The organism is Peribacillus phoenicis (assembly GCF_047238085.1).
GTDB lineage: Bacteria > Bacillota > Bacilli > Bacillales > DSM-1321 > Peribacillus.
Genome location: NZ_JBDFMF010000001.1, coordinates 2,023,578 through 2,048,171 on the forward strand (window position 1 = coordinate 2,023,578; position 24,594 = coordinate 2,048,171).

The 24,594-nt window shown below is 40.7% G+C and carries 23 protein-coding genes; 18 read left to right on the forward strand and 5 right to left on the reverse strand.

From position 1 onward, the window contains the following. Positions 1 to 198: 198 nt before the first annotated feature. Complete coding sequence (locus ABC374_RS09780) at positions 199 to 1,788, forward strand: long-chain-fatty-acid--CoA ligase (protein ID WP_413017362.1); 1,590 nt, start codon at positions 199 to 201, stop codon at positions 1,786 to 1,788. A gap of 167 nt (positions 1,789 to 1,955) precedes the next feature. On the opposite strand, the gene ABC374_RS09785 is transcribed toward ABC374_RS09780, so the two are convergent. After that, positions 1,956 to 2,459, reverse strand: a complete 504-nt coding sequence (locus ABC374_RS09785) for a hypothetical protein (RefSeq protein WP_413017364.1) — start codon at positions 2,457 to 2,459, stop codon at positions 1,956 to 1,958. Between the two features lie 759 nt (positions 2,460 to 3,218). Between ABC374_RS09785 and ABC374_RS09790 the strand changes: the two genes are divergently transcribed. The 6 genes from ABC374_RS09790 to ABC374_RS09815 are packed head-to-tail and all read left to right on the forward strand — an operon-like array spanning position 3,219 to position 9,288. Continuing rightward, on the forward strand, positions 3,219 to 4,322 hold the full coding sequence (locus ABC374_RS09790) for an amidohydrolase/deacetylase family metallohydrolase (protein ID WP_413017366.1): 1,104 nt from the start codon (positions 3,219 to 3,221) through the stop codon (positions 4,320 to 4,322). Continuing rightward, a complete protein-coding gene (locus ABC374_RS09795; protein WP_413017368.1) occupies positions 4,300 to 5,409 on the forward strand; it encodes a DgaE family pyridoxal phosphate-dependent ammonia lyase in 1,110 nt (369 codons plus the stop codon). Before ABC374_RS09790 ends, ABC374_RS09795 begins: the two co-directional genes overlap by 23 nt. Continuing rightward, positions 5,406 to 6,161, forward strand: coding sequence for a 2-dehydro-3-deoxy-phosphogluconate aldolase (dagF, locus tag ABC374_RS09800; RefSeq protein WP_377419380.1), 756 nt, complete (start codon positions 5,406 to 5,408; stop codon positions 6,159 to 6,161). The genes ABC374_RS09795 and dagF overlap by 4 nt, the downstream gene beginning before the upstream one ends. Next, entirely contained in the window at positions 6,154 to 7,167 is a 1,014-nt protein-coding gene (locus tag ABC374_RS09805; RefSeq protein ID WP_413017370.1) for a sugar kinase, read from the forward strand. The genes dagF and ABC374_RS09805 overlap by 8 nt, the downstream gene beginning before the upstream one ends. A gap of 16 nt (positions 7,168 to 7,183) precedes the next feature. After that, entirely contained in the window at positions 7,184 to 7,906 is a 723-nt protein-coding gene (locus tag ABC374_RS09810; RefSeq protein ID WP_101221927.1) for a GntR family transcriptional regulator, read from the forward strand. A 56-nt stretch (positions 7,907 to 7,962) separates the two neighbouring features. Continuing rightward, positions 7,963 to 9,288 carry a GntT/GntP/DsdX family permease gene (locus ABC374_RS09815; RefSeq protein WP_350302491.1) on the forward strand — a complete coding sequence of 442 codons (1,326 nt, stop codon included), beginning with the start codon at positions 7,963 to 7,965 and terminating at the stop codon, positions 9,286 to 9,288. 194 nt (positions 9,289 to 9,482) lie between these two features. On the opposite strand, the gene yppF is transcribed toward ABC374_RS09815, so the two are convergent. Continuing rightward, on the reverse strand, positions 9,483 to 9,665 hold the full coding sequence (gene yppF, locus ABC374_RS09820) for a YppF family protein (RefSeq protein ID WP_214746539.1): 183 nt from the start codon (positions 9,663 to 9,665) through the stop codon (positions 9,483 to 9,485). 263 nt (positions 9,666 to 9,928) lie between these two features. Then, positions 9,929 to 11,221 carry an MFS transporter gene (locus ABC374_RS09825; protein WP_350302492.1) on the reverse strand — a complete coding sequence of 431 codons (1,293 nt, stop codon included), beginning with the start codon at positions 11,219 to 11,221 and terminating at the stop codon, positions 9,929 to 9,931. Between the two features lie 1,154 nt (positions 11,222 to 12,375). On the opposite strand from ABC374_RS09825, the gene ABC374_RS09830 reads away from it, so the two are divergent. The 11 genes from ABC374_RS09830 to ABC374_RS09880 all read left to right on the forward strand — a co-directional run bounded on the left by ABC374_RS09830 (position 12,376) and on the right by ABC374_RS09880 (position 23,607). Further along, the gene (locus tag ABC374_RS09830) at positions 12,376 to 13,191 is read left to right on the forward strand and encodes an IclR family transcriptional regulator (RefSeq protein ID WP_350302493.1); all 816 of its coding nucleotides are present in this window, start codon (positions 12,376 to 12,378) and stop codon (positions 13,189 to 13,191) included. A 270-nt stretch (positions 13,192 to 13,461) separates the two neighbouring features. Continuing rightward, entirely contained in the window at positions 13,462 to 13,995 is a 534-nt protein-coding gene (locus ABC374_RS09835; RefSeq protein ID WP_350302494.1) for a cupin domain-containing protein, read from the forward strand. Positions 13,996 to 14,114: 119 nt separating this feature from the next. After that, a complete protein-coding gene (locus ABC374_RS09840) occupies positions 14,115 to 15,053 on the forward strand; it encodes a VOC family protein (RefSeq protein WP_350302495.1) in 939 nt (312 codons plus the stop codon). Positions 15,054 to 15,134: 81 nt separating this feature from the next. After that, a complete protein-coding gene (locus ABC374_RS09845; RefSeq protein ID WP_413017374.1) occupies positions 15,135 to 15,926 on the forward strand; it encodes an SDR family oxidoreductase in 792 nt (263 codons plus the stop codon). Positions 15,927 to 15,956: 30 nt separating this feature from the next. After that, entirely contained in the window at positions 15,957 to 17,645 is a 1,689-nt protein-coding gene (locus ABC374_RS09850) for a thiamine pyrophosphate-binding protein (RefSeq protein ID WP_413017376.1), read from the forward strand. A gap of 12 nt (positions 17,646 to 17,657) precedes the next feature. Continuing rightward, positions 17,658 to 19,103, forward strand: coding sequence for an aldehyde dehydrogenase family protein (locus ABC374_RS09855; protein WP_413017378.1), 1,446 nt, complete (start codon positions 17,658 to 17,660; stop codon positions 19,101 to 19,103). A gap of 16 nt (positions 19,104 to 19,119) precedes the next feature. Next, on the forward strand, positions 19,120 to 19,905 hold the full coding sequence (gene nadX, locus ABC374_RS09860) for an aspartate dehydrogenase (RefSeq protein WP_413017380.1): 786 nt from the start codon (positions 19,120 to 19,122) through the stop codon (positions 19,903 to 19,905). A gap of 38 nt (positions 19,906 to 19,943) precedes the next feature. Further along, positions 19,944 to 21,245, forward strand: coding sequence for an aromatic ring-hydroxylating oxygenase subunit alpha (locus ABC374_RS09865; RefSeq protein ID WP_350302499.1), 1,302 nt, complete (start codon positions 19,944 to 19,946; stop codon positions 21,243 to 21,245). A 21-nt stretch (positions 21,246 to 21,266) separates the two neighbouring features. Further along, on the forward strand, positions 21,267 to 21,776 hold the full coding sequence (locus tag ABC374_RS09870; protein WP_076371322.1) for an aromatic-ring-hydroxylating dioxygenase subunit beta: 510 nt from the start codon (positions 21,267 to 21,269) through the stop codon (positions 21,774 to 21,776). Positions 21,777 to 21,818: 42 nt separating this feature from the next. Further along, positions 21,819 to 22,607, forward strand: a complete 789-nt coding sequence (locus ABC374_RS09875; protein ID WP_350302500.1) for an SDR family NAD(P)-dependent oxidoreductase — start codon at positions 21,819 to 21,821, stop codon at positions 22,605 to 22,607. Positions 22,608 to 22,647: 40 nt separating this feature from the next. Continuing rightward, on the forward strand, positions 22,648 to 23,607 hold the full coding sequence (locus ABC374_RS09880) for a VOC family protein (protein ID WP_350302501.1): 960 nt from the start codon (positions 22,648 to 22,650) through the stop codon (positions 23,605 to 23,607). A 287-nt stretch (positions 23,608 to 23,894) separates the two neighbouring features. Here ABC374_RS09880 and ABC374_RS09885 read toward each other — a convergent pair whose 3' ends face one another. Beyond that, positions 23,895 to 24,074 (reverse strand): FCD domain-containing protein, encoded by a 180-nt coding sequence (locus tag ABC374_RS09885; protein WP_413020310.1) that lies wholly within the window; start codon positions 24,072 to 24,074, stop codon positions 23,895 to 23,897. Positions 24,075 to 24,086: 12 nt separating this feature from the next. After that, the gene (locus tag ABC374_RS09890) at positions 24,087 to 24,212 is read right to left on the reverse strand and encodes a hypothetical protein (RefSeq protein ID WP_413017383.1); all 126 of its coding nucleotides are present in this window, start codon (positions 24,210 to 24,212) and stop codon (positions 24,087 to 24,089) included. Positions 24,213 to 24,594: the final 382 nt, after the last annotated feature.

Genomic DNA, 24,594 nt, shown 5'->3' on the forward strand with positions numbered 1-24,594 from the left:
TCAGAATAATTAAAAAGTATCCTAAGTATAAACGTCATTCAATAATTTTTTTATGGTGTAAGTAATCCATTAAAGAAGATATGACGGCTGGAAAATGAAAATGTATCAAAAGGAAAAGAAGTTTTTTTCTCAGGATTCATCATGACGAACCAGGCAGGGTGCTGATTACAAAGAATCTGAAAAGAAGGAGATGGTAAAATGATTTCCCCATTAACCCCAATGGATTGGAAGCGCAGGGCCGTAAAATATTATCCTCAAAAAGTGGCAATCATCGATGAAGAGAAAGAGTTTACATATAAGGAATTCGGGCAGCGAACAGATCAACTTTCCAAAGCATTGCATTCTTCGGGAATTGAAAAAGGCGACCATATTGCAGTAATGTTGCCAAATACGCATTATATGTTGGAATGTTTTTATGGCATTTGTCAAATGGGAGCGGTAATGGTTCCTTTGAATTATAGGCTTGCTGCAGAGGATTTGGAATATATCATCAAGCATAGCGATTCAAAAATGTTGATAGTCGATGAAGAATTCACCGCTCCGATCGAAAAGATCATTACTAGACTATCATTGGAAAAAATCATTATCGTGCCTGTTGAAGGACATGAAACCACTTTACCTGGGATAGACTATGAGAATTTCATTTTGCATGCAAATGATGATGGACTGCCAGAGGTTACAATGGATGAAAATCAACTTTTGACTATAAATTACACGAGTGGAACGACTTCAAAACCAAAAGGGGTAATGTTGACCCATCGCGGGAATTACATGAATGCAGCTAATTTCATTTATCACCTTGGAGTGAAGCATGACGATGTATACTTACATACCCTGCCAATGTTTCATGCAAATGGGTGGGGGGGTGTATGGTCGGTAACGGCTACTGGCGGGACCCATGTATGTTTAAGGAAAGTTGATCCTCCTCTTATTCTCAAATTATTCGCCCAGCATAATATTACATTGTTATGTGGAGCACCTACTGTCGTCAATATGCTAGTGAATGATCCTAAAGCAAAAGAAACAAATATCAAAGTGCGTCCAAGGATGGCAACAGCAGGTGCTCCTCCAGCAGCAGCGCTTATACAAAAGGCACAAGAAATACTTGGTTTGAATATGATTCACGTTTATGGATTAACAGAAACTTCCCCTTTCATCCTATATAACGAGTGGAAGGATGAGTTTGAAGCTAAATCGGCGGACGAACAAGCAATAATAAAAGCAAGACAAGGTATTGAATTGGTTTTCAATGGGGAAACGATGGTAGTCAATCAAGATGGAAAAGCAGTCGCTTGGGATGGAAAGGAACTGGGGGAAATCATTACTCGCGGCAATGTTGTAATGGAAGGATATTATAAGGATCCGCAAAAGACGGCCGAAGCAATTCGGGATGGATGGTTTCATACAGGGGATCTGGCAGTGACCTATCCTGATGGCTATATTGAAATACAGGACAGGGCTAAGGATTTAATCATTTCCGGGGGAGAAAATATTTCTTCAACAGAGGTGGAAGGGGTATTGTATAAACATCCAGATGTTTTGGAGGCAGCGGTCATTGCCATCCCACACGATAAATGGGGAGAAACGCCTAAGGCAATCATTGTGTTGCACCCCAATGCGGAAGTGACAGAAAATGAGATCATTACCTTTTGCCGTTCAAACATGGCTCACTTTAAAGCACCGACAAAAGTTGAATTCGTAGAGTCTTTACCGAAAACGGCAACAGGTAAGCTACAAAAATACCGTTTGAGGGAAATCCATTGGAAAGGATCGAAAAAGGTAAATTAAAGGCTTTCATAGGAACGGGATATATATTAAGTGAATGTCATAAAAAGAAAATCAAATGAAGTATTGCAATTACCAAGACCAAGAATGCATTTAAATAAGCATTCTTGGTTTTTTATAATCATGGAAAGCGCCATTTCCTCTGTAATACTAGGAGCGGGATAGATTAATTAACGAGGGCTTCTAAATGAAAGATTTGACTTAGTGTAATATATATACGTTATTTTAGATAAACTTGGTTTTTTACCACTAGCATAGACTGATACATGATAAGCATGTTTTCCGGAATAATATGCTGCTATTAAACTATTAGGACTGCCAGCAAGTGCTGATGCCAGTGCAGTAGCTACTCCTGCTGGTGCGGTTGGGCCACCTGCAAACACAAGAGTACTTACGATGCTTAACCATGTTGTTCCCTTTTGATGAGCCTTTACCATCTTTCCTAATTGGGTATTTGTTAGTTTAGCTTGATGAGCAATAGGTTTGCTCATTTCAATGATGCTTGCTGTTGGTTGTATTTGTATAACATCATCACTAATTAATTTGACTTCCACAATGGGGGTGACTGTTGATGAAGGTATTGTTTCATTTTTCTCTTCGGCCAATGTATTGGGGACATGTGAGAATACTAATAAACTTATTATTAGTATTAAAAATAAGGACTTTTTCTTCATTTTCATAACACTCCGTTATACTTTTTTGAAAATTTGGTATAATATCATACTATATAACTATATGTAGGAGGTCAAGATAAATATGGAAAATAAGGAAAAAAGTTTTAAAACAGTGAAAATTGTACTTATTTCTATATGTCTAGGTTTTATAATCAGGATGTCCTCAGTAATAATAGCTGGTCGAAATTTATTTTCTATGTACAACATAGACCTATTAATTTTATTTATAGCAATAATTGGATTAATTATATGGTTGAATAAAAAGAAAAAAAGAATCTAATTATTCGGTTTGGAGACAAAAGGGGTCCTTTAGCGGTGTCTGGAGGAACCGTTCAAACCCTTTAATCCCATTAGTCTTTATTCTGACTTAGTGTTAGTTTTTATAAAAAAATCATTATTTCCGGATAATTAGAGTGGGAACTTTCATAAATGGATTTTGTGAATTCGTTAAAAATAAAAGGCGGGAGGAAAAACAGATTGTTTTTCGTCCCGCCTTTTTTTATGAAAAGCACGAAAAATTTAAATAAACCTAATGAGATCATATTATATGAAGAAACTAGAAGCACATCGAAAAACAAACGATGATCTATTAAAAATTCTGTAAATTTAATTTAAACATTATAACGTTATATTGATTAGTTCGGCAAAATATGATAATCTATTTTTGTAAAGAGAAATGTAATGAATTCTTACACAATTCAGTGTAACCGTATACAAAGTACTTGCAATCGATAGGATGTACGGAAAAGGATGAGGGAAATGACAGATACGTTAGTTCTGAAGAATGTAAAGATGTTAGAGGGAAATGCAGCGGATATCATACTGGAAAATGGGATGATTAAAGAAATCGCACTACCCGGAACTGCAACAGGAGATAAGATATTAGATTATGATCAAAAAGTTTATGTTTCTAGCGGATGGATTGATATGCATGTACATGCTTTCCCGGAATTCGATCCTTATGGTGATGAAGTTGATGAAATTGGATATAAAACTGGTGTAACAACGGTCATTGATGCAGGAAGCACGGGGGCAGATAGGATATCTGATCTGGTTAGCAGTTGTGAAAATTCCAAAACGAATGTTTTCGCCTTTCTGAATATTTCGCGGATTGGATTGAAAAGGATTGATGAGTTATCGGATATTTCATGGCTGGACGAAGGGGAATTAAGGAAGGCAATTTCCAAGTACGAGGATTTTGTCGTTGGACTTAAAGCGAGAATAAGTAAAAGTGTGGTTGGTCCAAATGGTGTCGAGCCATTAAAAATCGCAAGGAAGTTCTCGGCTGAAACTGGTTTACCATTAATGGTCCATATCGGTTCAGGGCCACCTGATATTAAGGAAGTCCTTGAATTACTTGAGGAAAAGGACATTATTACCCATTTTTTAAATGGTAAAGCGAATAATTTATTTGATGTAAGAGAAGAGCCGCTGCCTGAGTTCAGTAAGGCGATTGAACGTGGTGTCCATTTGGATGTAGGTCATGGAACGGCAAGCTTTTCTTTTAAAACTGCCGAAATGGCGAAAAAGCGGGGAATCCGCTTCAATACGATCAGTACGGATATATATCGGAAAAACAGAGAGAATGGGCCAGTTTTTAATATGGCAAATGTGCTAACAAAATTTTTGTACCTCGGTTATCCATTAAAAGAGGTAATAGATGCCGTTACGGTCAATGCAGCAGCTTGGTTGCATAAACCAGAGCTTGGCAGGATTTCAACTGGGGATATTGCGAACTTGACCTTATTCTCGATCGAGAAAGAGCCGACTCTTTTATTGGATTCCGAAGGTGAAAAAAGGATGGCAGAAAAAAGAGTTGTTGTAAAAGGAGTGGTTATAAATGGAGAATTCATTGAACGCTAAATACGGTTTGAAAAGAGTCATCAATGCAAGCGGAAGAATGAGCATATTGGGGGTTTCTGCCCCAACTGACACAGTGATGGACGCGATGAAAAAAGGTGGGCAAAATTATGTTGAAATTTCTGATTTAGTCGATAAGTCAGGCCAGCATATAGCGAATTTGCTTCATTCTGAAGCAGCGGTCGTCGTAAACTCAGCATCAAGTGGAATTGCGCTTTCTGTAGCGGCGATCGTGACTGAAGGAAACAGAAGGAAAAGTGAAAGGCTTCATCAAGATCTTATTCAAAAGAATGAAATCATCATGCTGAAAGGCCATAACGTTCAGTATGGTGCACCGGTTGAAACCATGATTTACCTTGGTGGCGGAAAATTGGTTGAAGTTGGGTATGCAAACGAAGGGAAGGCAGAACATATTGCGGATGCCATTAATGAAAATACTGCCGCCATTTTATATGTGAAATCGCATCATGCTGTTCAGAAAAATATGATATCGGTCGAAGAAGCGTGGGAAGTGGCCAAAAAGAATAGTATCCCTCTGATTGTCGATGCAGCAGCTGAGGAGGATTTGGAAAAATATGTACAATTCTCCGACTTGGCGATCTATAGTGGATCAAAAGCCATTGAAGGACCCACGTCAGGTATCGTTGCTGGCAGAAAAAAATATATCGAATGGGTAAAGGTTCAACTGCACTGTATCGGAAGGAGCATGAAGGTTGGAAAGGAAACTACCTTTGGGCTGCTTCAGGCATTGGATGAGTATTTTGTCAAGATAGATAATAGCGAAAAAGAAAAAGCTAGTTTACAAGTTCTCACATCACTTGACTCCATTGATGGCGTAAAAGTAACGATAGTGCAGGATGAAGCCGGCCGAGCCATATATAGAGCCCGTATTTCCATTGATCCTTTGATAACGGAAACAACGGCGAAAGAAGTGAACGAGCAGCTCAGAAATGGGGATATTGCCATTTATACACGTGATTATGGGATACGGCAAGGCTTTTTCGATATAGATCCGCGTCCATTGCAAGGTGATGATATAAATGTCATTGAAGCACAATTAAGAACCATATTAGGAGGAAAACAAGGATGACAAATATAAACAAACGGTTATTGAATGATCGTGTAGCCTTAAATGTACTTGCAAATAGTGTAGAAAATGCAGTGGAAGTCTTTGAAGCAGCGGAAGGCCATGTATTGGTTGGCGTACTCTCAAAGGATTATCCAACTGTGGAAGCTGGTGTTACAGCAATGAAAGAATACGGGGAAGCCATTGATGAGGCCGTTTCAATAGGATTGGGCGCGGGCGATAATAGACAGGCAGCAGTTGTCGCAGAAATAGCAAAATACTATCCAGGCAGTCATATTAACCAGGTTTTTCCGGCTGTTGGTGCTACGAGGGCCAATTTAGGCGAGAAGGATAGTTGGATAAATTCACTTGTTTCTCCAACTGGGAAAGTCGGTTATGTGAATATCTCCACTGGTCCAGTAAGTGCAGGTGCAAGTGAAACTGCCATTGTGCCTATCAAAGCTGCCATTGCGCTTGTTCGCGATATGGGAGGAAATGCATTAAAATACTTTCCGATGAAAGGCCTGAAGCATGAAGATGAATATCGTGCTGTTGCAAAAGCTTGTGGTGAAGAGGGGTTTGCATTGGAACCGACAGGTGGAATCGATTTAAGTAATTTCGAGACCATATTAGAAATTGCATTAGAAGCAAAAGTGCCTAAAGTCATTCCCCATGTATATTCTTCCATCATCGATGAAGAGACTGGTAAAACGAATGGGGAGGATGTACGGAAATTATTGGCCATAACAAAAAAAATGGTTGAAAAATATGCCTAAAAGGATTGTGGCATTCGGGGAAGTTATGATGCGTTTGCAGGTACCAGGGTATGAATTGCTATCACAGGCTAACACTCTGCAATACTCCTTTTCGGGCACGGGAGTAAACGTAGCTTCTGCGATGACAAAACTAGGACATGATGGGTATGTTGTGACCAAGTTACCGGATAACCCACTTGGGGATTCATCGATTTCAGCTTTGCAGCGCTTAGGAATTGGAAGGAACTTCATCTCTAGAGGCGGCAAATACATGGGGATGTACTTTTTGGAAAATGGATTTGGACAGCGGGCGAGCCGTGTCACATATTCCAATCGACTGGAAAGCAGTTTTAATACAGCCACCTTATCCGATTATGATATGGATATGATTTCAGAAAGTACGGATATCATCCATTTTTGCGGAATCACGCTCGCAATGGCGGAAAATGTACGGGAAAGTATGAAGGCGCTGGCTGGAAAAGTCAAAGAAAGAGGCGGTACAGTCTGTTTCGATTGCAATTACCGTCCCTCTTTATGGGAGGGAGGTTACGCTGACGCAAAGCCTCATTATGAAGAAATGCTTTCTTTGGCTGATATCGTCATGATGAATGAGAAAGACGCCCTATATATTTTAGGAATGAAGTCAGAAAGCTCCACAAGGGAAGAGCAGCTTATTGAGTTGATCCCTGAAGTGGCCAAGAAATTCAATATTCAATCGATAGCAGGGACACATCGTTCGATCAACAGTGATAATAGCCATACATTGAGGGGGTATATATACAAGGAAGAGACATTTTACTTTTCCGATATCTTATCATTTTCCGTATATGATAGAATAGGTTCAGGCGATGCCTACACCAGCGGAATCCTGCATGGCGAATTGCTAGGATATTCCCCTGAAAAGACAGTTCGGTTTGCGGCTGTATCAGGAATGCTGGCATGTACTGTCGTTGGAGATACTCCTTTGGCAACCGAAAAGGAGATACTCTCGGCAATGGAAGGTAAAATGGAAGATATTAAGAGATAAAGGCAGGAGATTAGGAATGAATGTGAACAGAAAAAATGGACCGATGTATTTACAGATAAAAGAAATATTAAAGGATCGTATTTTACATGGGGTTTATGCCATCGACACAAACATTCCCTCTGAGCCTCTTTTGGAAGAAGAATTTAACGTAAGTAAGGTAACTGTCCGAAATGCAATCAAAGAACTAGTTCAAGAAGGGTATGTTGAAAAGAAAAGCGGCAAAGGCACTAGAGTCATAGCTAATGGTTCGATTGTCAAACTTTCAAAAGGAAAGCGTTTCACAGAGCTGTTGGTGGAGGAAGGGCACTCCATTTTAAAAAAGGTGTTAAACATAAGTCATGTTGACCTTTCTTCAGACTCTAAGCTGCATTCTTTATTTGGTGACCATTGCTTAAGTATCGAACGGATATATTTATTGGACAATGAACCTTATATTTACTTTACACATTATGTTTCACTTGATTTAAACCAAGAAGAGATAGAAGAGGTCCAAATCAATTCTTTGTACCGCTTTTTGGAAGATCAAAACGTCAAACTTGAAATATTCAGAGATGAGTTTGCCGTTGCTATCGCTCCGGATCACATTTGCGAAACACTGAAAATCGAAAACAATAGTCCAGTACTAAAGAGGATTCGGATTTCCAGTGATGGGGACGGAAATGTTATGGAATACAGTGAAGGATATTACAACACGGCTAAACAGAACTACATTGTGACATATAACGAGCCGGTACAATAATCCCATTTATTGTATTGGTTTGATTGTAAGCGATTTCTTGGGAATGGGGAGAACATATGGATCTATATTTATTAGGAATCACGCTGATAGCAATCGTAATAGTTATTTTGGGGGTATCATGGTGGAAATGGCATGCATTCATTAGCTTGACTGTAGCCAGTTTATTTTTAGCGGTTTTTTCTGGACTGCCAATGGACAAGATTGTCGGAGCTTATGAAACGGGTGTCGGAGCTGTCCTAGGTCACCTTATTGGAATATTGGCCTTAGGGACCATCTTAGGAAAGATGATGTCCGACTCTGGAGCCGGGATGCAGGTTGCTGACTTTTTCATTAATAAATTCGGCGTGAAAAAACTGCCATGGGCCATGCTTTTATCTGGTTTCATCATCGGCATTCCCGTATTTTTCGAGGTTGGTTTAGTAATATTGCTGCCTTTGGTCATTTCCATTCGGAAATCTACCAAAGTGAACATCTTGTTAATTGGTATTCCAGTACTTGCTGGTTTATCGATCGTACATGGGCTGGTACCTCCGCATCCTGGAGCCATGACAGCCATTGGAATTTATAATGCTAACATGGGACAAGTACTTCTGTACTCATTGATCATCGCATTCCCGACTGCTGTAATTGCGGGACCTCTATTCGCAAGATGGATTCATAAACGGGTCATTCCTGTTGGAGAACCGGAATTGATCCGGGTGGAAACAAAGTCAAGTGGATTACCAGGCACTGGAGTTTCGTTCTTCATCATCCTTTTGCCGGTATTGTTGATGGTTTTAACGGTAGTGGCGCCTTATGTGCCGATACCGGGTGCCATTGAAAAATTCTTATTGTTTATCGGAAGTCCAGTGATCGCCCTATTAATCTCCTGTTTTGCAGCTTACTATTTCTTGGGCTACAGACAGGGTATGGACAAATCACTAATTAAAAAGTTGACGGAAGAATGCTTATTGCCATTAGCTTCCATAATTCTTATTATCGGTGCTGGCGGAGGATTCAAGCAAATTTTAATTGATAGTGGAGTAGGGACTGCAATCGCTTCCATGTCTGAAGAAATTTCTTTATCACCGATCGTTCTTGCATTTCTTGTGGCCGGACTGATTCGGATTGCCACAGGTTCTGCAACCGTCGCTTTGACTACGGCAGCAGGGATCGTTTCGCCGGTCGTTGCCAATATGACGGGTGTTAATCTTGAATTACTCGTTATTGCCACGGGAGCAGGCTCACTTATGTTCTCCCATGTTAATGACGCCGGTTTCTGGTTAGTAAAAGAATACATGGGATTAACCGTTAAAGAAACTTTCAAAACTTGGACAGTCATGGAAACCTTACTATCCTTCGTGGCATTCGGCTTGGTTTTAATTTTCGATATATTCATTTAATTAAAGAAAATTTCTGCAATCCCTGATTAAGTAGCATTTACCTCCGTGAACTGTCTTGGGGTGACAGATCACGGAGGCTTTTATTTAGTTATAAAATGAACGGCTTTACTCTTAAAGATAGGTCGTTGCGGAAAAAACAGAAACTAAATTCATTCACAATTGGAAGTAGTATGACTAGTGACAAGGGTGTAGTTTCATCCAGGAGACGTTTGTTTGGCTCCTCGAAGATATAAGTCCTGACAGAGACTTCTATATTGCAAGATTGACAGCTTCCCGTTTACATATTCATTCTGAATATAATCCAATAATTCATTGGCATGGTTAGGCTTTTGACGTTTTTCCTGAATATAATGGAGAATTAAAACTTCTATATTCACACACTCACCTTACTTGACAAGTATTTTTTTCCATTAACAATATAACATGGGCATTCAAAAAAATATCATTTTTTGAATATTTTAACTATCGACATATTTATACAAATAAAGGAGTGATTCGGAGTAAGCGGTGGAAAATTTTATCGGGAAATGCAAAAAGAACGGTATTGTACCGACTTGCTGTTAAGTCTGCACAAAAAAACCCTTGATAATTCAAGGGTTTTTTTGTTGATTTAGGTGATAAAACTGATTTTGCAACGACTTCATGCTTGTATCTTTTGTACAGTTAATGGTGATAAGCGCAGTTCTGCGGATTCTCTCTTAATGGAGAATAAATAAGCTGCCAAACCTAAGATGGCTGTAAAAATCAGCATGGCGATCGATGAACTGAAGTCCCCGCCAGACAAGTCACGAAGCCATCCCATGATATAGCTCGAAAAGCCGCCCATGATATTCGTGAATCCAATTAGACCAGCGGCTCGTCCTGCAGTTTCAGGTGTTGAGTATTTTACCATGAGCATATTACTTAGATGGAACACACCGCCTTGACATCCCATTGCCAGTCCCATACATAGTCCTGCCAAAATAGGATTGGGGATGAAGACAGCTACAGTCAAAAAGACAGCCGTCAATGAAAATAGAATCGTGGCCATCAAACTTGGACGTCTGGTTTTGTCAGCCAGAAAACCGCATGCCAAGACAAATCCTAAAGCGAATAGCCAGGAAAGTGAAGTAATGCTCGACATTCCTTCCTTTTCGAACCCTTTTGCCTCAATGAGGTAGGTAGGAAGCCAAATGCTGATTCCGAAAAATAAAAAGGAGCATACGAGCATGCCGAACCAAACAATCCAGAAACGATAATCTTGGGCGAAACTCTTCTTGTTCTCGGAGGAGGTGGTTTCTTTCATTTCATCATCCGTTTGGCGAATGAAAGCCAATTCTTCCTTACTTATCCGGGGGTGCTCTTCTGGTGTATTCCTCGTCATGAAGATGAACATCGGGATATTTATAAATAAGTTGAAAGCTGCAAGCATAAAGAAAGCTGCTTGCCAGTGGAGTAAAGATATCACGAGCACCAAGAAAATGGCTCCCATTGCCGGTCCTAAATAGTTTCCGGTAAGCCAAGATGCCTGGGCCCTTCCCAATTCGCGTTTATTAAACCAGTTAGAAATGAATTTTCCGGAAACCGGAATCATCATCCCCTCACCAAAACCAAGAATGATCCTGCTTATTAAAAACATTTCATATGAATTTGCCAGGCCTGACGTGATCATCGTGAGTGTCCAAATGAATAAACCGCCGATGGCTGTTTTACGGGCACCTAATTTATCAATGATGAAGCCCCAAAAAAGATTTGAAACTCCATAAGCAATGGTGAATACAAATGATAGAAGACCGATCTTTGCATTTTTGTCATCACCAGTCATACCGAGTGCATGCAAGAATTCCGGATCTGTTTGAATGATGGAAATGCCAACTTTATCAATTTGTCCGAAAAACCAAAAGAAAAAAATTGGAACGGCAATATACAACCATCTTTTTTGCCCATTTAACATAATACCATCTCCTTATCGCTTTTTAGCATTCCTTAAAACACTTACATGTGAGAATAAGTGTTTTACGGTTATCCCTTTAGAAAGGTACTAGTTTTGATTTTCCCGCCTTTCTTTATAATTTTGATAGATAAAAAGGAACAGAAGTGTTTTGTAAGGAAAACAAAGTTTTACTTTCTTAACGATAAATTAAAATAATTTGATTGTCAATTTAATATTTAGATAATTTTCTATTTTTAGAATAAATAATCTTATAAGCGCTTTCAGTTAAAAAATGAACTCTGTTTCATCCTATTGAGAGGTGGATCTCTATTAAGCCAGGACTTATAATGGATGTAAATCTAATTCTTTGTGTCAAAAAAACAAATTATTATCAAATTATTAATAATTCTGACTTGTTGATATTGAATTTGAAATCAGGAAAATCTATAATTCATTTATATTGTTTTGTATATGAAATACTTAATATTGGAAAATTCCGTGATTTGGCAGAGAATATCGACGTATTAAAATGCTTCATTTGTTTTTACTTGTGTAATTGGTTATATTTGGTTATAAAACAACAAGCTTTTCTATTGATAAGTCAATTAAGCTAGGCCTTCCAAATAGTTTTATATATGTAAATATGCTTTAATTGACACATATACACTATTCTATTTATACATGAAGAGTAAAGGATTGTGAGGTAGAAATGGTTGCCAATTTGCAGTACTGCCCGATTCATTATCAGGAATAGGGATAAGGAATAGCGCTTGAAGACACCAGCTTGGTTATCGCTCTAGGCTTTTACTAGCCGTTTTCCGGAAGCTGTGAAAGCGTTGATTATATCTGATGTGACTCGTGGGCCAGCTGTTGTTAGCATGAAAGAAAGTAAACGGAAACTTCTGAATTGATTACAATCCATCGAAATATGGTCGGATGAACTTGTAAAGCAGAGGGCAGTGCGCAGCTACTGGCGCAAAAAGTTCCTGTCTAGTTAAGGAAGCAAAAGAAAGCAGGCAACCATTGAAGTATGCATCAAAAACATTCACCAAATGAACAATCAGAAAAAAATGTACATATTCTGCAAGTTCTTCTTTCTAGGTATGAAGAAAGCTTTTCTGAATGGTTATAGTCAGGAGAAAATGAGATTTATTCACAACGGGGGGAATACTCGAATGGCAAGCGAAGAAAAAGAGAAAGAGAAATATAGTGCTAATTCATTGGTTAGAGGGTTGGAAATCATTAAGCTCTTTAATGAAGTACAGCCGAGCTTGTCTCTTTCAGAAATAGCAAAACAACTGGGAGTAAGCAGAACAGTACCATATCGTTTATTATTCACATTACAAAATATTGGTTACTTGTCTCAGGATGAACATACCAAACGTTATAGTTTAACGCCAAAGGTTCTTGAATTGGGATTCAGCTATTTGAATAGCTTGAAATTCCAGGAAATTGTCCAGCCTTATATGGAGACCTTACGTGATGAAATCGGAGCCTCCTGTCATCTGTCCATTTTAGATGGACAGGAAGTTGTTTATGTTGGAAGTGCCCCGATCAGAGGTGTATCAGCTGTCAATGTGAACATAGGTTTGCGGCTGCCGGCACATGCTTTGGCCAATGGAAAATTACTTTTGGCATATCAACCGAAAGAAATGCTAATGCAAATGTTCAAAATCTCAAACCTGACTCCTTATACAGACAGAACACTCACCGCGCCTGGTGAATTTCAAAAACAGCTGGAATCGATTCGGCAAAATGGTTATTCGATGACAAGCGGGGAATTTCACCCTGGCATCCGTTCCGTTGCAGCCCCGATTTTTGACAGGACTGGGAAAGTGTTGGCTGCCTTGAATGTCGTGGCAACAGAGTCTGCTTACCAGGAGGATTTCATCGATAAAATTGCCTTGCCGAAACTGTTGGAAGTTTCTCGGCAGTTATCCGTTTATATGGGATATAGCGGGGTTAAGCCTTATCAACACGAAGATGTCTGAACAATTTAAATCTATTGATAAATGAATAACCTCTTTCGAAAGTGTGGATCTCCCAATAGGGAATCCACACTTTTTGTGTTAAGAAAAGCAAATCGTTACAAGTTTATCCCATAATGGAGAGCGTTCGGATTATAAAAATAGTTTTAAATATTCTAAAAATTCGTTGACAATGAAGCGTTTTCATTTTAGACTTAATTCATAGACAAAACAATGTTTTGCTTATGAAACATAACTCAGTTAAGAAACAACAAATAAGGGAGGAATTTTAAAATGACAAAAGAAACTTTCTCAGTGAAGGATTTTGAAAAAAAATATGTTGCCCGATTGAAAGACCGTACTCTTGATTGGAATGTCTTGAAGTTCCAAGAAGAAATTGATCCCGCTTATAGACGCGCACAGATGAGATATATCGGACGTGGTGCGACTGCCAATAACGATACGAATGTAATTGCAGGTGTACATTTCACTTTAAGTACTATGGTGCTTCCTCCGGGATGTATCGGTCCTTTGCACCTTCACGACGATGTTGAAGAAGTGTTTTTCATTCTTGAGGGTGAAGTCACGGCATTAATTCAAGAGGATAGCTACAGTGAAGTGCATGAAATTAAATTAAGTGCGAGAGATTGCATCAGCAGCCCACCAGGGGTTTATCGGGGAATTAGGAATGACGGTGATGTGGAAGCGCGCATGCTCGTGATGCTAGGGGCAGTAAAACCTAACTTGCCGACTTATCCTGAAGGCAGTGACCTCGAAGAACTGCGTAAACAACGCGCTAAAGAAAGAGAAGCCATCATTAAAGAGTGATCATTTAGCTTAAAGGGCACCTGCATTATGAAAATTAATGAGGCGCCCTTTTCGATTAGATTGTTAAATATGGCCAATTCAATTTATTTAAAGTCATTAAATTATGGGAGGTATAAAAAATGCTTGGGATTACTCATTTACGACATATAAGCATGATAACTCCGAATTTCGACGATCAAGCAGAGTTTTATGAAAAGGTTTGGGGACTTGATAGAGTGGATGTTCCGGAAGAGGAGAATACGGTTTATTTCCGCGGGGCTGGACCGGAACATCATATTTTAAGCCTTCACAAGGGAGAAAAACGTGGCTTGCATCATATAGCTTTTGGCATGGTCGATAAAAATGCGGTGGACCGTGCAGCAGGGATATTACAATCGAAGGGCGTTCGAATTATTGAACCACCTGGATATTTGGATGAAGCAGGTGCCGGTTATGGCCTCCGGTTAATTGATCCGGAAAACCGCGTGATCGAGCTTTCGGCTTGGGTGGAAGTGCAAACGTCTATTTGGAGCAAGAAAAATGTTGACCCAGTGAAATTGAATCATGTTGTAATGAACACGAAGAACTTAGATATGATCGTTGAGTTTTATACGGATGTACTTGGTTTTAAAGTCACTGATTGGAGTGAGCACCAAATGTCATTCCTGCGATGCAACAGGAAACATCACTCAATTGCCTTCAATCAAGATGAGCATGCGTCAGTCAATCATATCGCATACGAGGTCGATTCCGTGGATGAACTGATGCGAGGAATAAGCAATGTGCGAAAAGCGGGCTTTTCAGAACTTTGGGGACCTGGACGTCATGGGCCTGGAGACAATATTTTCTGTTATTTTCAAGACCCAGGCGGTTTTGTTATGGAGTATACATGTTATCTGGAAACGATCGAAGATGAATCTGAGTGGAGAGCACGAGTATGGAAACGGGTCCCGCATTTAATGGACCAGTGGGGAATTGCAGGGCCGCCGAAACCTGAAGCCCGCAAAGCAATGGGAGGCGATCCCGATGCAGGCTGGGTTGATTCTCATATAGATGGTTCTGTCATGGCGGAAAAATGAGGAGGATTTTGATTTCCTCCCATTATTCTTGCGCGTAGTTACAGCGTTTGAGGAAAATGGCTTTGAAAAGGAGTGAAGAGAGTGGATTTAGGATTGCAAGGAAAAGTGGCTGTCATTATGGGCGGCACGTCGGGCGTGGGATTAAAAACAGCAGAAATGTTTTTAGCTGAAGGAGCGAAAGTGGCTATATGCGGCAGAAGTGCAGAGCGTATGGAAAGTGCACAAAGTCAATTGCTCTCATTTGGTGAAAAGGCAGATATTTTTGCATCAACATGTGATGTCACCTCAAAATCGGATGTGGATTCTTTCATTAATGGTACCGCTGAGAGGTTTGGCGGAATCGATATATTGGTGAATGCAGCCGGACAAAGCGTGATGGGTCACTTTTTTGACATAACGGATGAGCAGTGGGAAGAACAGATTCAGTTAAAATTCTTTGCCATCATATATGCCGTTCGTGCTTCGCATCCTCATTTAGTGAAAAGGGGAGGAGGGCGGATTATTAATATTAATGCAACCCTCGCTAAAGAACCTGAACGTCATATGGTAGCGACTGCAGCAGCAAGGGCTGGCCTCCTTAATTTAAGCAAAACCTTGTCCCAGGAATTGGCCTTTGACAATATATTGGTCAATTCAGTCAGTCTTGGATTGATCCGGACCGATCAATGGGAGCGAAGAAGATTGAAAAATGCCCCTGATATGGACCCTGAAGAGTATTACCGGGACCTTGCGAAAAAACGGAATATCCCCCTCGGTCGCGTAGGGGAAGCGGAAGAAGTGGCCAGCGTCATTGTTTTCCTTGCTTCAGACAAAGCAAGTTATGTAGCGGGTTCTACGATTGAGACGGCAGGAGCGATCGGAAAGGCACTATAAATATATTACTAAAAAAGGTAGGATAACGCGATGAAAATAAAAGAAGAAATAGAGTTTACGACCGCCGATTCCATCGTAAAGGAGCTGGTTCAAGCAGGAGTTGAAACTGCTTTCGGGATTGTCAGCATTCACAATATGCCCATCTATGATGCAATTCTTAGAGAAGGGAGCATCAAACTCATATGTTCACGCGGTGAGAGCGGTGCCGTCAACATGGCTGATGGCTATGCCCGCGCCACTGGAAAATTGGGTGTAGTGATTACCAGTACTGGAACAGGGGCAGGAAATGCAGCTGGTTCCCTGGTGGAAGCATGGGCAGCGGGTGTTCCCCTTCTTCATCTTACAGGTGAGGTGGCTTCTTCTTATCTTGGTACAGGCAAAGGGTACATACATGAGTGTAAAGACCAGCTTTCAATGATGAGCGGAGCTTGTAAAAATGCAGTGAGGCTTAGAAATCCTGAGCAATGTGCCGCGGTTGTAAGGAAGGCGATCGAAGAAGCGTTAACTGCACCAACGGGTCCGGTTACATTGGAAATTCCCATTGACTATCAATCGGCGATCATAGAAGATCTTTCACTGGAAGGGCTACGAGCTTCAACATCTGAAACAAATCCATTTCCATTCATTCCTGAACAAGCTGTGCAAAAAATGGTGGGGGCACGCCGTCCAGTGATATGGGCCGGTGGTGGAGTCATCAGTGCCAATGCTTCGCAAGAGCTGCAAAGATTAGCGGAAATCCTTGGTGCAGCGGTTATAACCAGTCAGTCAGGAAAAGGTTCGATTCCAGAAAACCATGAACAATGCATCGGACATTTTGCGGCATATGAAACAACTAAAGAGTTTTTAAGAAATGCAGATTTATTGATTAGCGTGGGTGTAAGGTTTAGGGGGAATGAAACATCCAACTGGAAAGTGCCGGTGCCACAAGAACATATAGCGATCGATGCGGATTGGCAGGCTATTAACCGGAACTATAAAGCAACTATAGGTTTGGTTGGCGATGCAAAAGATATGTTAGCTGCCATCATTCAAAAGCTCGAAGAACATTCAGTTCATGCGGAGCCTTCTTATTTAGAAGAAGTTCTGTCGCTTAGAAACGAAGTGCGCGCCCAACTCAGGGAAACGCTTGGACCTTATGAGCAATTTGTAGATGGCATGAGGGAGATATTACCAGATGATACCATTTTAGTTCGTGATGTAACCGTACAGGCAAACGTTTGGGGCAGCCGTTTATTTGAAATCTATGAACCGAGGACATCGATTCATGCATCAGGCGGCGGAATCGGTCAAGGTCTTCCAACAGCAATCGGTGCCCAAATGGGGTGTCAAGATAAAACCGTCGTTCTGATGGCTGGAGACGGAGGGTTTATGGTGAATGTCGGGGAAATGGTCACGGCAGCCGAAGAAAACTTACCAGTTATCATCGTATTGTTCGATGACTCAGGCTATGGTGTTCTTCGCAACATTCAAACAGCCGCATATGGTCGGCAGGTAGCCGTGGATTTATTGAGTCCTGATTTTGTGAAATTGGCTGAGTCCATGCATTTTGATGCAGTGCGTATTGGTTCTGGAGATGAATTCATATCCGAACTGAAAAAGGCAAAGGAAAGACGTAAACCTTCAATGATCGTTGTTGATATGGAAGCTGTGGGGCCAATGGCCAAGCCATTTGGCGGACCGCCAGGAGCTGCGGAAGCATTTAAGCCCAAAAAATTATAAGGAGGATTGAGAATGATTTCGACATACCCATTTGTTTCAGGAAATTATCTTGTTAATGGAGAATGGATAGAATTACCGGAAAAAGTCGATGTAATAAATCCGGCAAATACATCCGAAGTAGTTGGCCAGGTGGCAAAATGCTCTGAAGAAATCGTGAATGACGCGATTGAAGCGGCAGAAAATGCTTTTGAAACGTGGTCACGCTCTGATATCGGGGAACGGGCTAACCGGATGAACACTGCGGCAGAAGAACTATCAAAGGTTATCGAGGAAAATGTTACAGTGTTTGTACGTGAAAATGGCAAAACACTTGTTGAAGCAAAAAAGGATTTACTGCGCTGTGTTGAAGTCATGAAGGGCTGTGCAGCAGAGTTACTTGATTGGTGGAAGCCTGAAGTGCTCCCAGGTAATCAAAAAGTCCAAATCCGAAGAAGGGCAAGAGGTGTCACGGCCATCATCACACCTTGGAATTCTCCGATGATATTAACATTTAAAAGGGTCATTCCTGCTGTTTTGGCAGGCAATGCCGTTGTCGTAAAACCTGCAACTAATTGTCCTTTAACGATTATGACCTGTTTAAAAGTAGTTGCCGAACAATTTCCTCCAGGAGTCATCAATATAGTCTCAGGATCAGGAAAAGCAATCGGCGATACACTATGTTCTGATTCACGCGTACGGACATTGGCGTTTGTCGGAAGTACGGAAACCGGAAAAGATATCATGCAGAAATCAGCTGGAAATCTGCAAAAAGTATATATGGAACTTGGCGGCAATGATCCTGCCATCATCTTGGAAGATGCCAAAATGGATGAAGCGGCTATCAAACGTTTGAGGATGGGGATTTTACGAGCAGCGGGTCAGGTTTGTTCTGCTGTAAAAAGAGTGTATGTCCAAGAATCACGTTATGATGAGGTTGTGGAAAAGCTGACCAAAGAGTTTAGCCGGATGGTAATTGGTGATGGCATTCAGCCTGATGTAACTATGGGTCCATTGAATAATAAAGCACAATATGATTTTGTGAATGGCTTGATCGAACGTACCGCTAAGTCAGGAGGAAATATAATCACAACCGGCATTCAGCTGAATCCGGAAACTTGGGATAAAGGTTATTATATGCTTCCTTCCATTATTACTGGCGTCGATCAACAGAGCGAATTGGTTCGAGTGGAACAATTCGGACCGATCATTCCAATTTTACCTTTCAATGATATTGATGAAGCTGTAAAATTAGCGAATGATAGTGAGTTTGCGCTGCGTGCATCTGTTTGGACCGAAAATGAAGATATCGCTGTCGAAATGGCAGATCGCCTTGAAGCTGGTGCGGTTTTCCATAATAATCATACCGTTTTCAGCGACTTGGCTCTGGATTTCCCTGGCTTAAAAGAAAGTGGGGTTTCGCGGGAAACAAGACATTGCGGGTTGGAATTCTTTGCGGACTCATACGGGTTTGCTGATTGAGGAAGGATGAAACTACATGAAATTAGGTTTAATCGGGTGCGGTAATATCGGGAAATTTCTGCTACAGGCAATTAATAACGACGGACTTCTTCCAGGTGGGAAAATCGTTGCGATATATGCCCGCCGTGAAGAAGTCGCGGCACAGCTAGCAGAGGAATTCAGGACACAGTCATTTAGTGATGTCGACGAACTACTTAAATCCGATGTAGATATGGTTATAGAGGCAGCAACGATTGAAGCAGCTGAAGAGTATGCATTGAAAGTGCTTAAAAGCGGGAAGGATCTCTTGCTTAGCAGCATTGGCGTGATGGCGAATACTGCCTTTGAAGAACAATCAAATCAGATTTGCAAAATGAATAACGTGAATATTCTCCTTCCGTCTGGTGCGATTGGAGGTCTCGATGTACTTAAATCGGCAAAAGCGGTGAATGGCCTTGAATCTGTTTGCATCACCACAAGAAAACCGCCAAGCGCATTGCCCGGAGGGGCTTCAGTGACAGAAGAAACGGTATTATTTGAAGGATCTGCTGCAGAAGCAATCAAACAGTTTCCGAGAAACATTAATGTTGCGATTGTGCTGTCAATGGCTGGTCTTGGATCAGAAAAGACGAAAGTGAAAATCATTGCCGATCCAAATGTGTTAAAAAACAATCACCTGATAGAAGCTTCAGGTTCGTTCGGGAAACTGAAACTGGAAGTGGAAAATGATCCGATGCCTAATAATCCGAAAACGAGTTATCTAGCGGCATTAAGTGTTTTGGCGACTCTGCAAAATAAGGAAAAGAGCGTTCAAATCGGGTAATGCATTATGATATAAAGCTTGGAAGGGAGAGAAAAAGTATGCTTAAAACTGAAAAATCCTTAGAAGAAATGTCGAAACAGCAAGTTGTTGACTATTTGAACGAAACGGTTAAACCAGAGGAAGGCGTTATACCTGCATACCTCCTTGGAGACCCAAAGGTTTATGATATAGAACATGAAAAAGTGTTTTTGAAAACATGGGTTTTTATCGGTCATGATTCTGAAGTACCCAACAAAGGAGACTTCATGACCCGTGAACTAGCTGGCTACTCGCTCATCATCACACGTGATGCTGAAGGGGAAATCAGGGCGTTTTATAATATGTGCACCCATCGCGGAATGAAACTATGCCGTGCAGATAAAGGGAACAAGTCATTATTTACGTGTCCCTACCATGGATTTAATTTTAAAAACACTGGAGAGCTCGTAGGGGTGCCATTACAAAAGGACATATATGGGGGCAACCTTGACCGGTCGGAATTGGGCCTTCACAAAGTGAAGCTTGAATCCTATAAAGGTCTTTTATTTGGAACTTGGAATGAAGATGCAGAGCCACTTGAAGAGTTTCTTGGAGACATTAAATGGTATTTGGATATCCTTGTAGGACGTGCAGAAATGGAAGTTATCGGTGTCCCGCAAAGATTCATTGTTAAATCCAACTGGAAAGTTGGTTCCGATAACTTTGTGGGTGATTCCTATCACACGATGGTCACACACGGTTCCATTGCAAAACTGGGCATGGTGCCCAATGCTACCTATTCAAAGCGTGGTTTTCAAATCCATATGGATAACGGGCATGGACTGAACTTAGGGACACCTAACCCTGACTTCGCTTTCCCGGAAGAATTGAAAGATGAATTTAAAACTAATTTGTCTGAAGAACAATATGAAGTGTTATCAAACTTAAAGAATATGATTGGAAACGTTTTCCCCAACTTATCATTTTTAATATCCCATACAAAAATCAAAGACCAGTTCATCTCCAACACTTCTATTAGAATGTGGCGGCCAATCGGTCACAATCAAATGGAAGTGATCGCTTGGATGCTCGTGGAAAAGAACGCCACTCAAGATTGGAAAGATAGATCAAGAGATTCATTTATCTTGACCTTTAGCCCATCCGGTATTTTCGAACAGGATGATACGGAAGTGTTTACGGATATTACTGAAGCAGCCCAAGGCCCAATGCCTTTCCTAAAGAATCTAACTTACAATTATACAATGGGCCTTCATCGAGAACCAGTTGATTTTATAGGACCTGGTGTTGCTTACGATGATAAATTCACGGAAGCGAGCCAAAGGAATTTTTACAAATACTGGCTTGAGTTGATGACGAAATGATAAGCGGGAGGGGGAACGGAAATGAATGTGGAGAAAATGTTGCTGAAATGTGAATTTGAACAGTGGCTGTATGATGAAGCTCAATTACTCGATGATATTGAATTTGATGATTGGTTCGATTTAATGCACTCGAGCTTACGCTATCAAATGCCAGTACGTGTTAATAAAGAAGGGGTGGAACGCCCGGATTATTCAACGGAAATGTTTACATTTAATGATGATATTGAGCTGCTGAAACTGCGCGTGGATCGTTTGAAAACGGATTATGCTTGGGCGGAAATACCGCCATCAAGAACACGGCGTTTTGTCTCTAATGTACGCGTTAAAGACTATGTTGAAGGTGAAAAGGCAGTCGTAAAGAGCTACCTGCTTATCTATCGAAGCCGCAGCACTGATATTCAGCATGATTTGATTTCGGGGGAACGAAATGATGAATTCATTTTCGAAGAAGGTAAATGGAAACTATCCAAACGGATATTCATTGTTGATCAATCAACGATAAATACCAGAAATCTTGCTATCTTCGTATAATATTGACCTGAATAAAAAGAGATAACAAGGAGGCTGGTTACAATGGCAATGGCGTTAAAGGATAAAGTAGTGTTGATTACTGGAGGCAATTCAGGTATCGGAGAGGCTGTCACAAGACGTTTTATACAAGAAGGGGCAAAAGTCAGCATCATCGGCCGCTCGATAGAAACGCTAAATAAAATGAAAGAGGAATTTGGTGAAGAAATCCTAATTAACCAAGGCGATGTAAGCAAATATGAAGACAATGAGAGGGCTGTTCAGGCCACTGTCAAGCAATTTGGAAAGCTGGATGTTTTCGTTGCCAATGCAGGAGTCTTTGATGGATTTGCAAAATTTGCCGACGTAACTCCCGATGCACTTTCAGAAGCATTTGATTTTCTGATCGATATTAACGTTAAAGGATCTTTCTTCGGTGCTAAAGCCGCTCTTAAAGAACTGCAAAAATCGAATGGCAATATTATTTTCACCGTATCAGGTGCTAGTTTCTATCCGGATGGCGGCGGGGTTTGGTACACAGCAAGCAAGCATGCCCAAATAGGGCTGATGCGCCAACTTGCCTTTGAACTTGCTCCTGACATAAGGGTGAATGCTGTAGCGCCTGGTGGCACTCTGACAGCATTATCGGTCATTCCTCCTCTACGTCCATTCGTTAAAATCGTGGATAATGAAACGAAGGCCAATAGCATTAAAAAAAGAAACCCTCTTCAGCTTGCACAGATGCCCGACGATCATGTAGCTGCTTATGTCCTGTTAGCATCGGACGCAGCGCGTGCAATTACCGGCGAAGTCATCTCCAGTGATGGAGGATTGTCAGTTCGCGGACTGGGTTGAGTTCATAACAAAATAAACTACGGGAAGAAGGTTTATAAGTATGGCTGAATCACTATTGGGCAATAGGAATATTAATCAACTCGCATTTGTTGTAAAAGATATTGAAGCTGCTAATCTAGCTTTTACAAGACTGCTGGGCATTAAGAAGGCAGAACCGTTTCTAACTGGTGACAGTTCTATTTCGAAAGTCACTTTTAGAGGTGTACCAACGGAATCACAATCCAAACTGGCTTTTCTGAATACACCAACCGTCCAATTTGAATTAATAGAACCCGATAAAAATCCAGGAACGATGCGTGAGTTCCTGGATGAAGTAGGTGAAGGGATTCACCATATTGCTTTTGATGTAGACTCTATCCAAAAGAGGCTGCCAATCATGGAGAAAAGTGGATACCCAGCTTTGCAAACGGGAGAATTCACTTCAAGTGACGGCCGATATGTATATGTGGATACACTAGATGATCACAAAACGTTAATTGAAATGCTTGAAAGTGCAGAGCCGAGAGAAACGGCATGGGAAAGACCAGAAGATGCTAGCGTTCAGCCGCTATTAGGGACTAACAAAGTGGAACAGATTGCGTTAGTTGTAAAAGACCTTGATGCGGCTGCAGAAGCATATTGTAAGTTGTTGGGGATTGAAAAACCTCCCATCATCCATTCTGGTTCAACCGATATTACAAACGTGATTTACAAAGGGAAGCCCACTGAAGGAAAGTCAAAATATATGTTCATCGATACGCCGTTAATTCAAATTGAATTAATCGAGCCGGGTGAATCACCCAGTACGTGGAAAGATCATCTTGAAACATATGGTGAGGGTGTTCACCATATCTCTTTTGTCGTTAAAGACATGGAGGCTAAAATGAAGATGCTGGAAGAAATGGGCTATCCGGTCATACAGACAGGTGACTTTTTTAACGGAAAAGGCCGATATGCCTATATGGATACAACATCGACCTATAAAGTTATTATTGAATTGCTAGAACGTTTTGATGAGTAAACATGTACCTATTTCATCAAAAGATGTTCTGGATGCAATTGTCTGAGCACTTGGAAATTACATAATTTAGAATAATGAACTCCAGCGGTCATTCAATCTAAAACCTAGCCATTTTCCCACCTAATCAGCTGATTAACTTACTAAAAGTGAAACCGTAAAAAGCATACAAGGCAATGGGCGGAAAGGGGACTTCAACCATGGCCTTGTAAGTGCTCGTTGTTTCGTTCCTCATACCAAGATATATCAACCATAGTAACATCCTCATTACGGGCCGGTAAAAAGGAAATTCAAAAAGAAAACCATAATGAATCCGTAGTTTTTTGGAGAAAGGTATTTCTCCAGTAGGAATATAATAAGCGGTGAAATTCAATGTTTGCACGGCTTGCCGCTATTCGGTCATTACTATTAATTGCCAGTTGCAGTTTATCCGTTGCCCATTCCAGTTTTTTTAATTCCTCCTCCGTAATACCTTCACAAGCTTATTGGATCGAATAGTTTTCGAGCATTTTCCTGATTTCCAATTCCTGCTGTAAAAGTTCAATATCCACATTGGATATGACCATCCCTATGCCAGGTTTCACCTGAAGCGAATTTTCCTGTTCCAATTTCCCCGTTAAACGGTCTCAGGGGCAAAAATATCCCTTCAATGATCGCATTTTTTATAACAAAAAATAAAGCTTCCCTTAAGGACTTAGTAGAATAATGTTCTATTTTTTCTGTAATATATTGATAGTGTATTCAGGGAAGCCCCCATCCATACTGAAACTGGGGAAACTGCCTGATACTTTTGGAAATACAAGGGTGTCATAGAGTAAGTGGAAGCTCACAGTAGGTTATATTATCATAGGTTTTGATATGGGGATTTTTTTTACAGATAATTAAGAATTGAGATTCATGTTGCTCGATTACATAAAGATGCTATGATTGAAATCGAAGATTATACTAAAGAAAAGAATACATCAGATTGATATTTTCTTTTCTTTAATA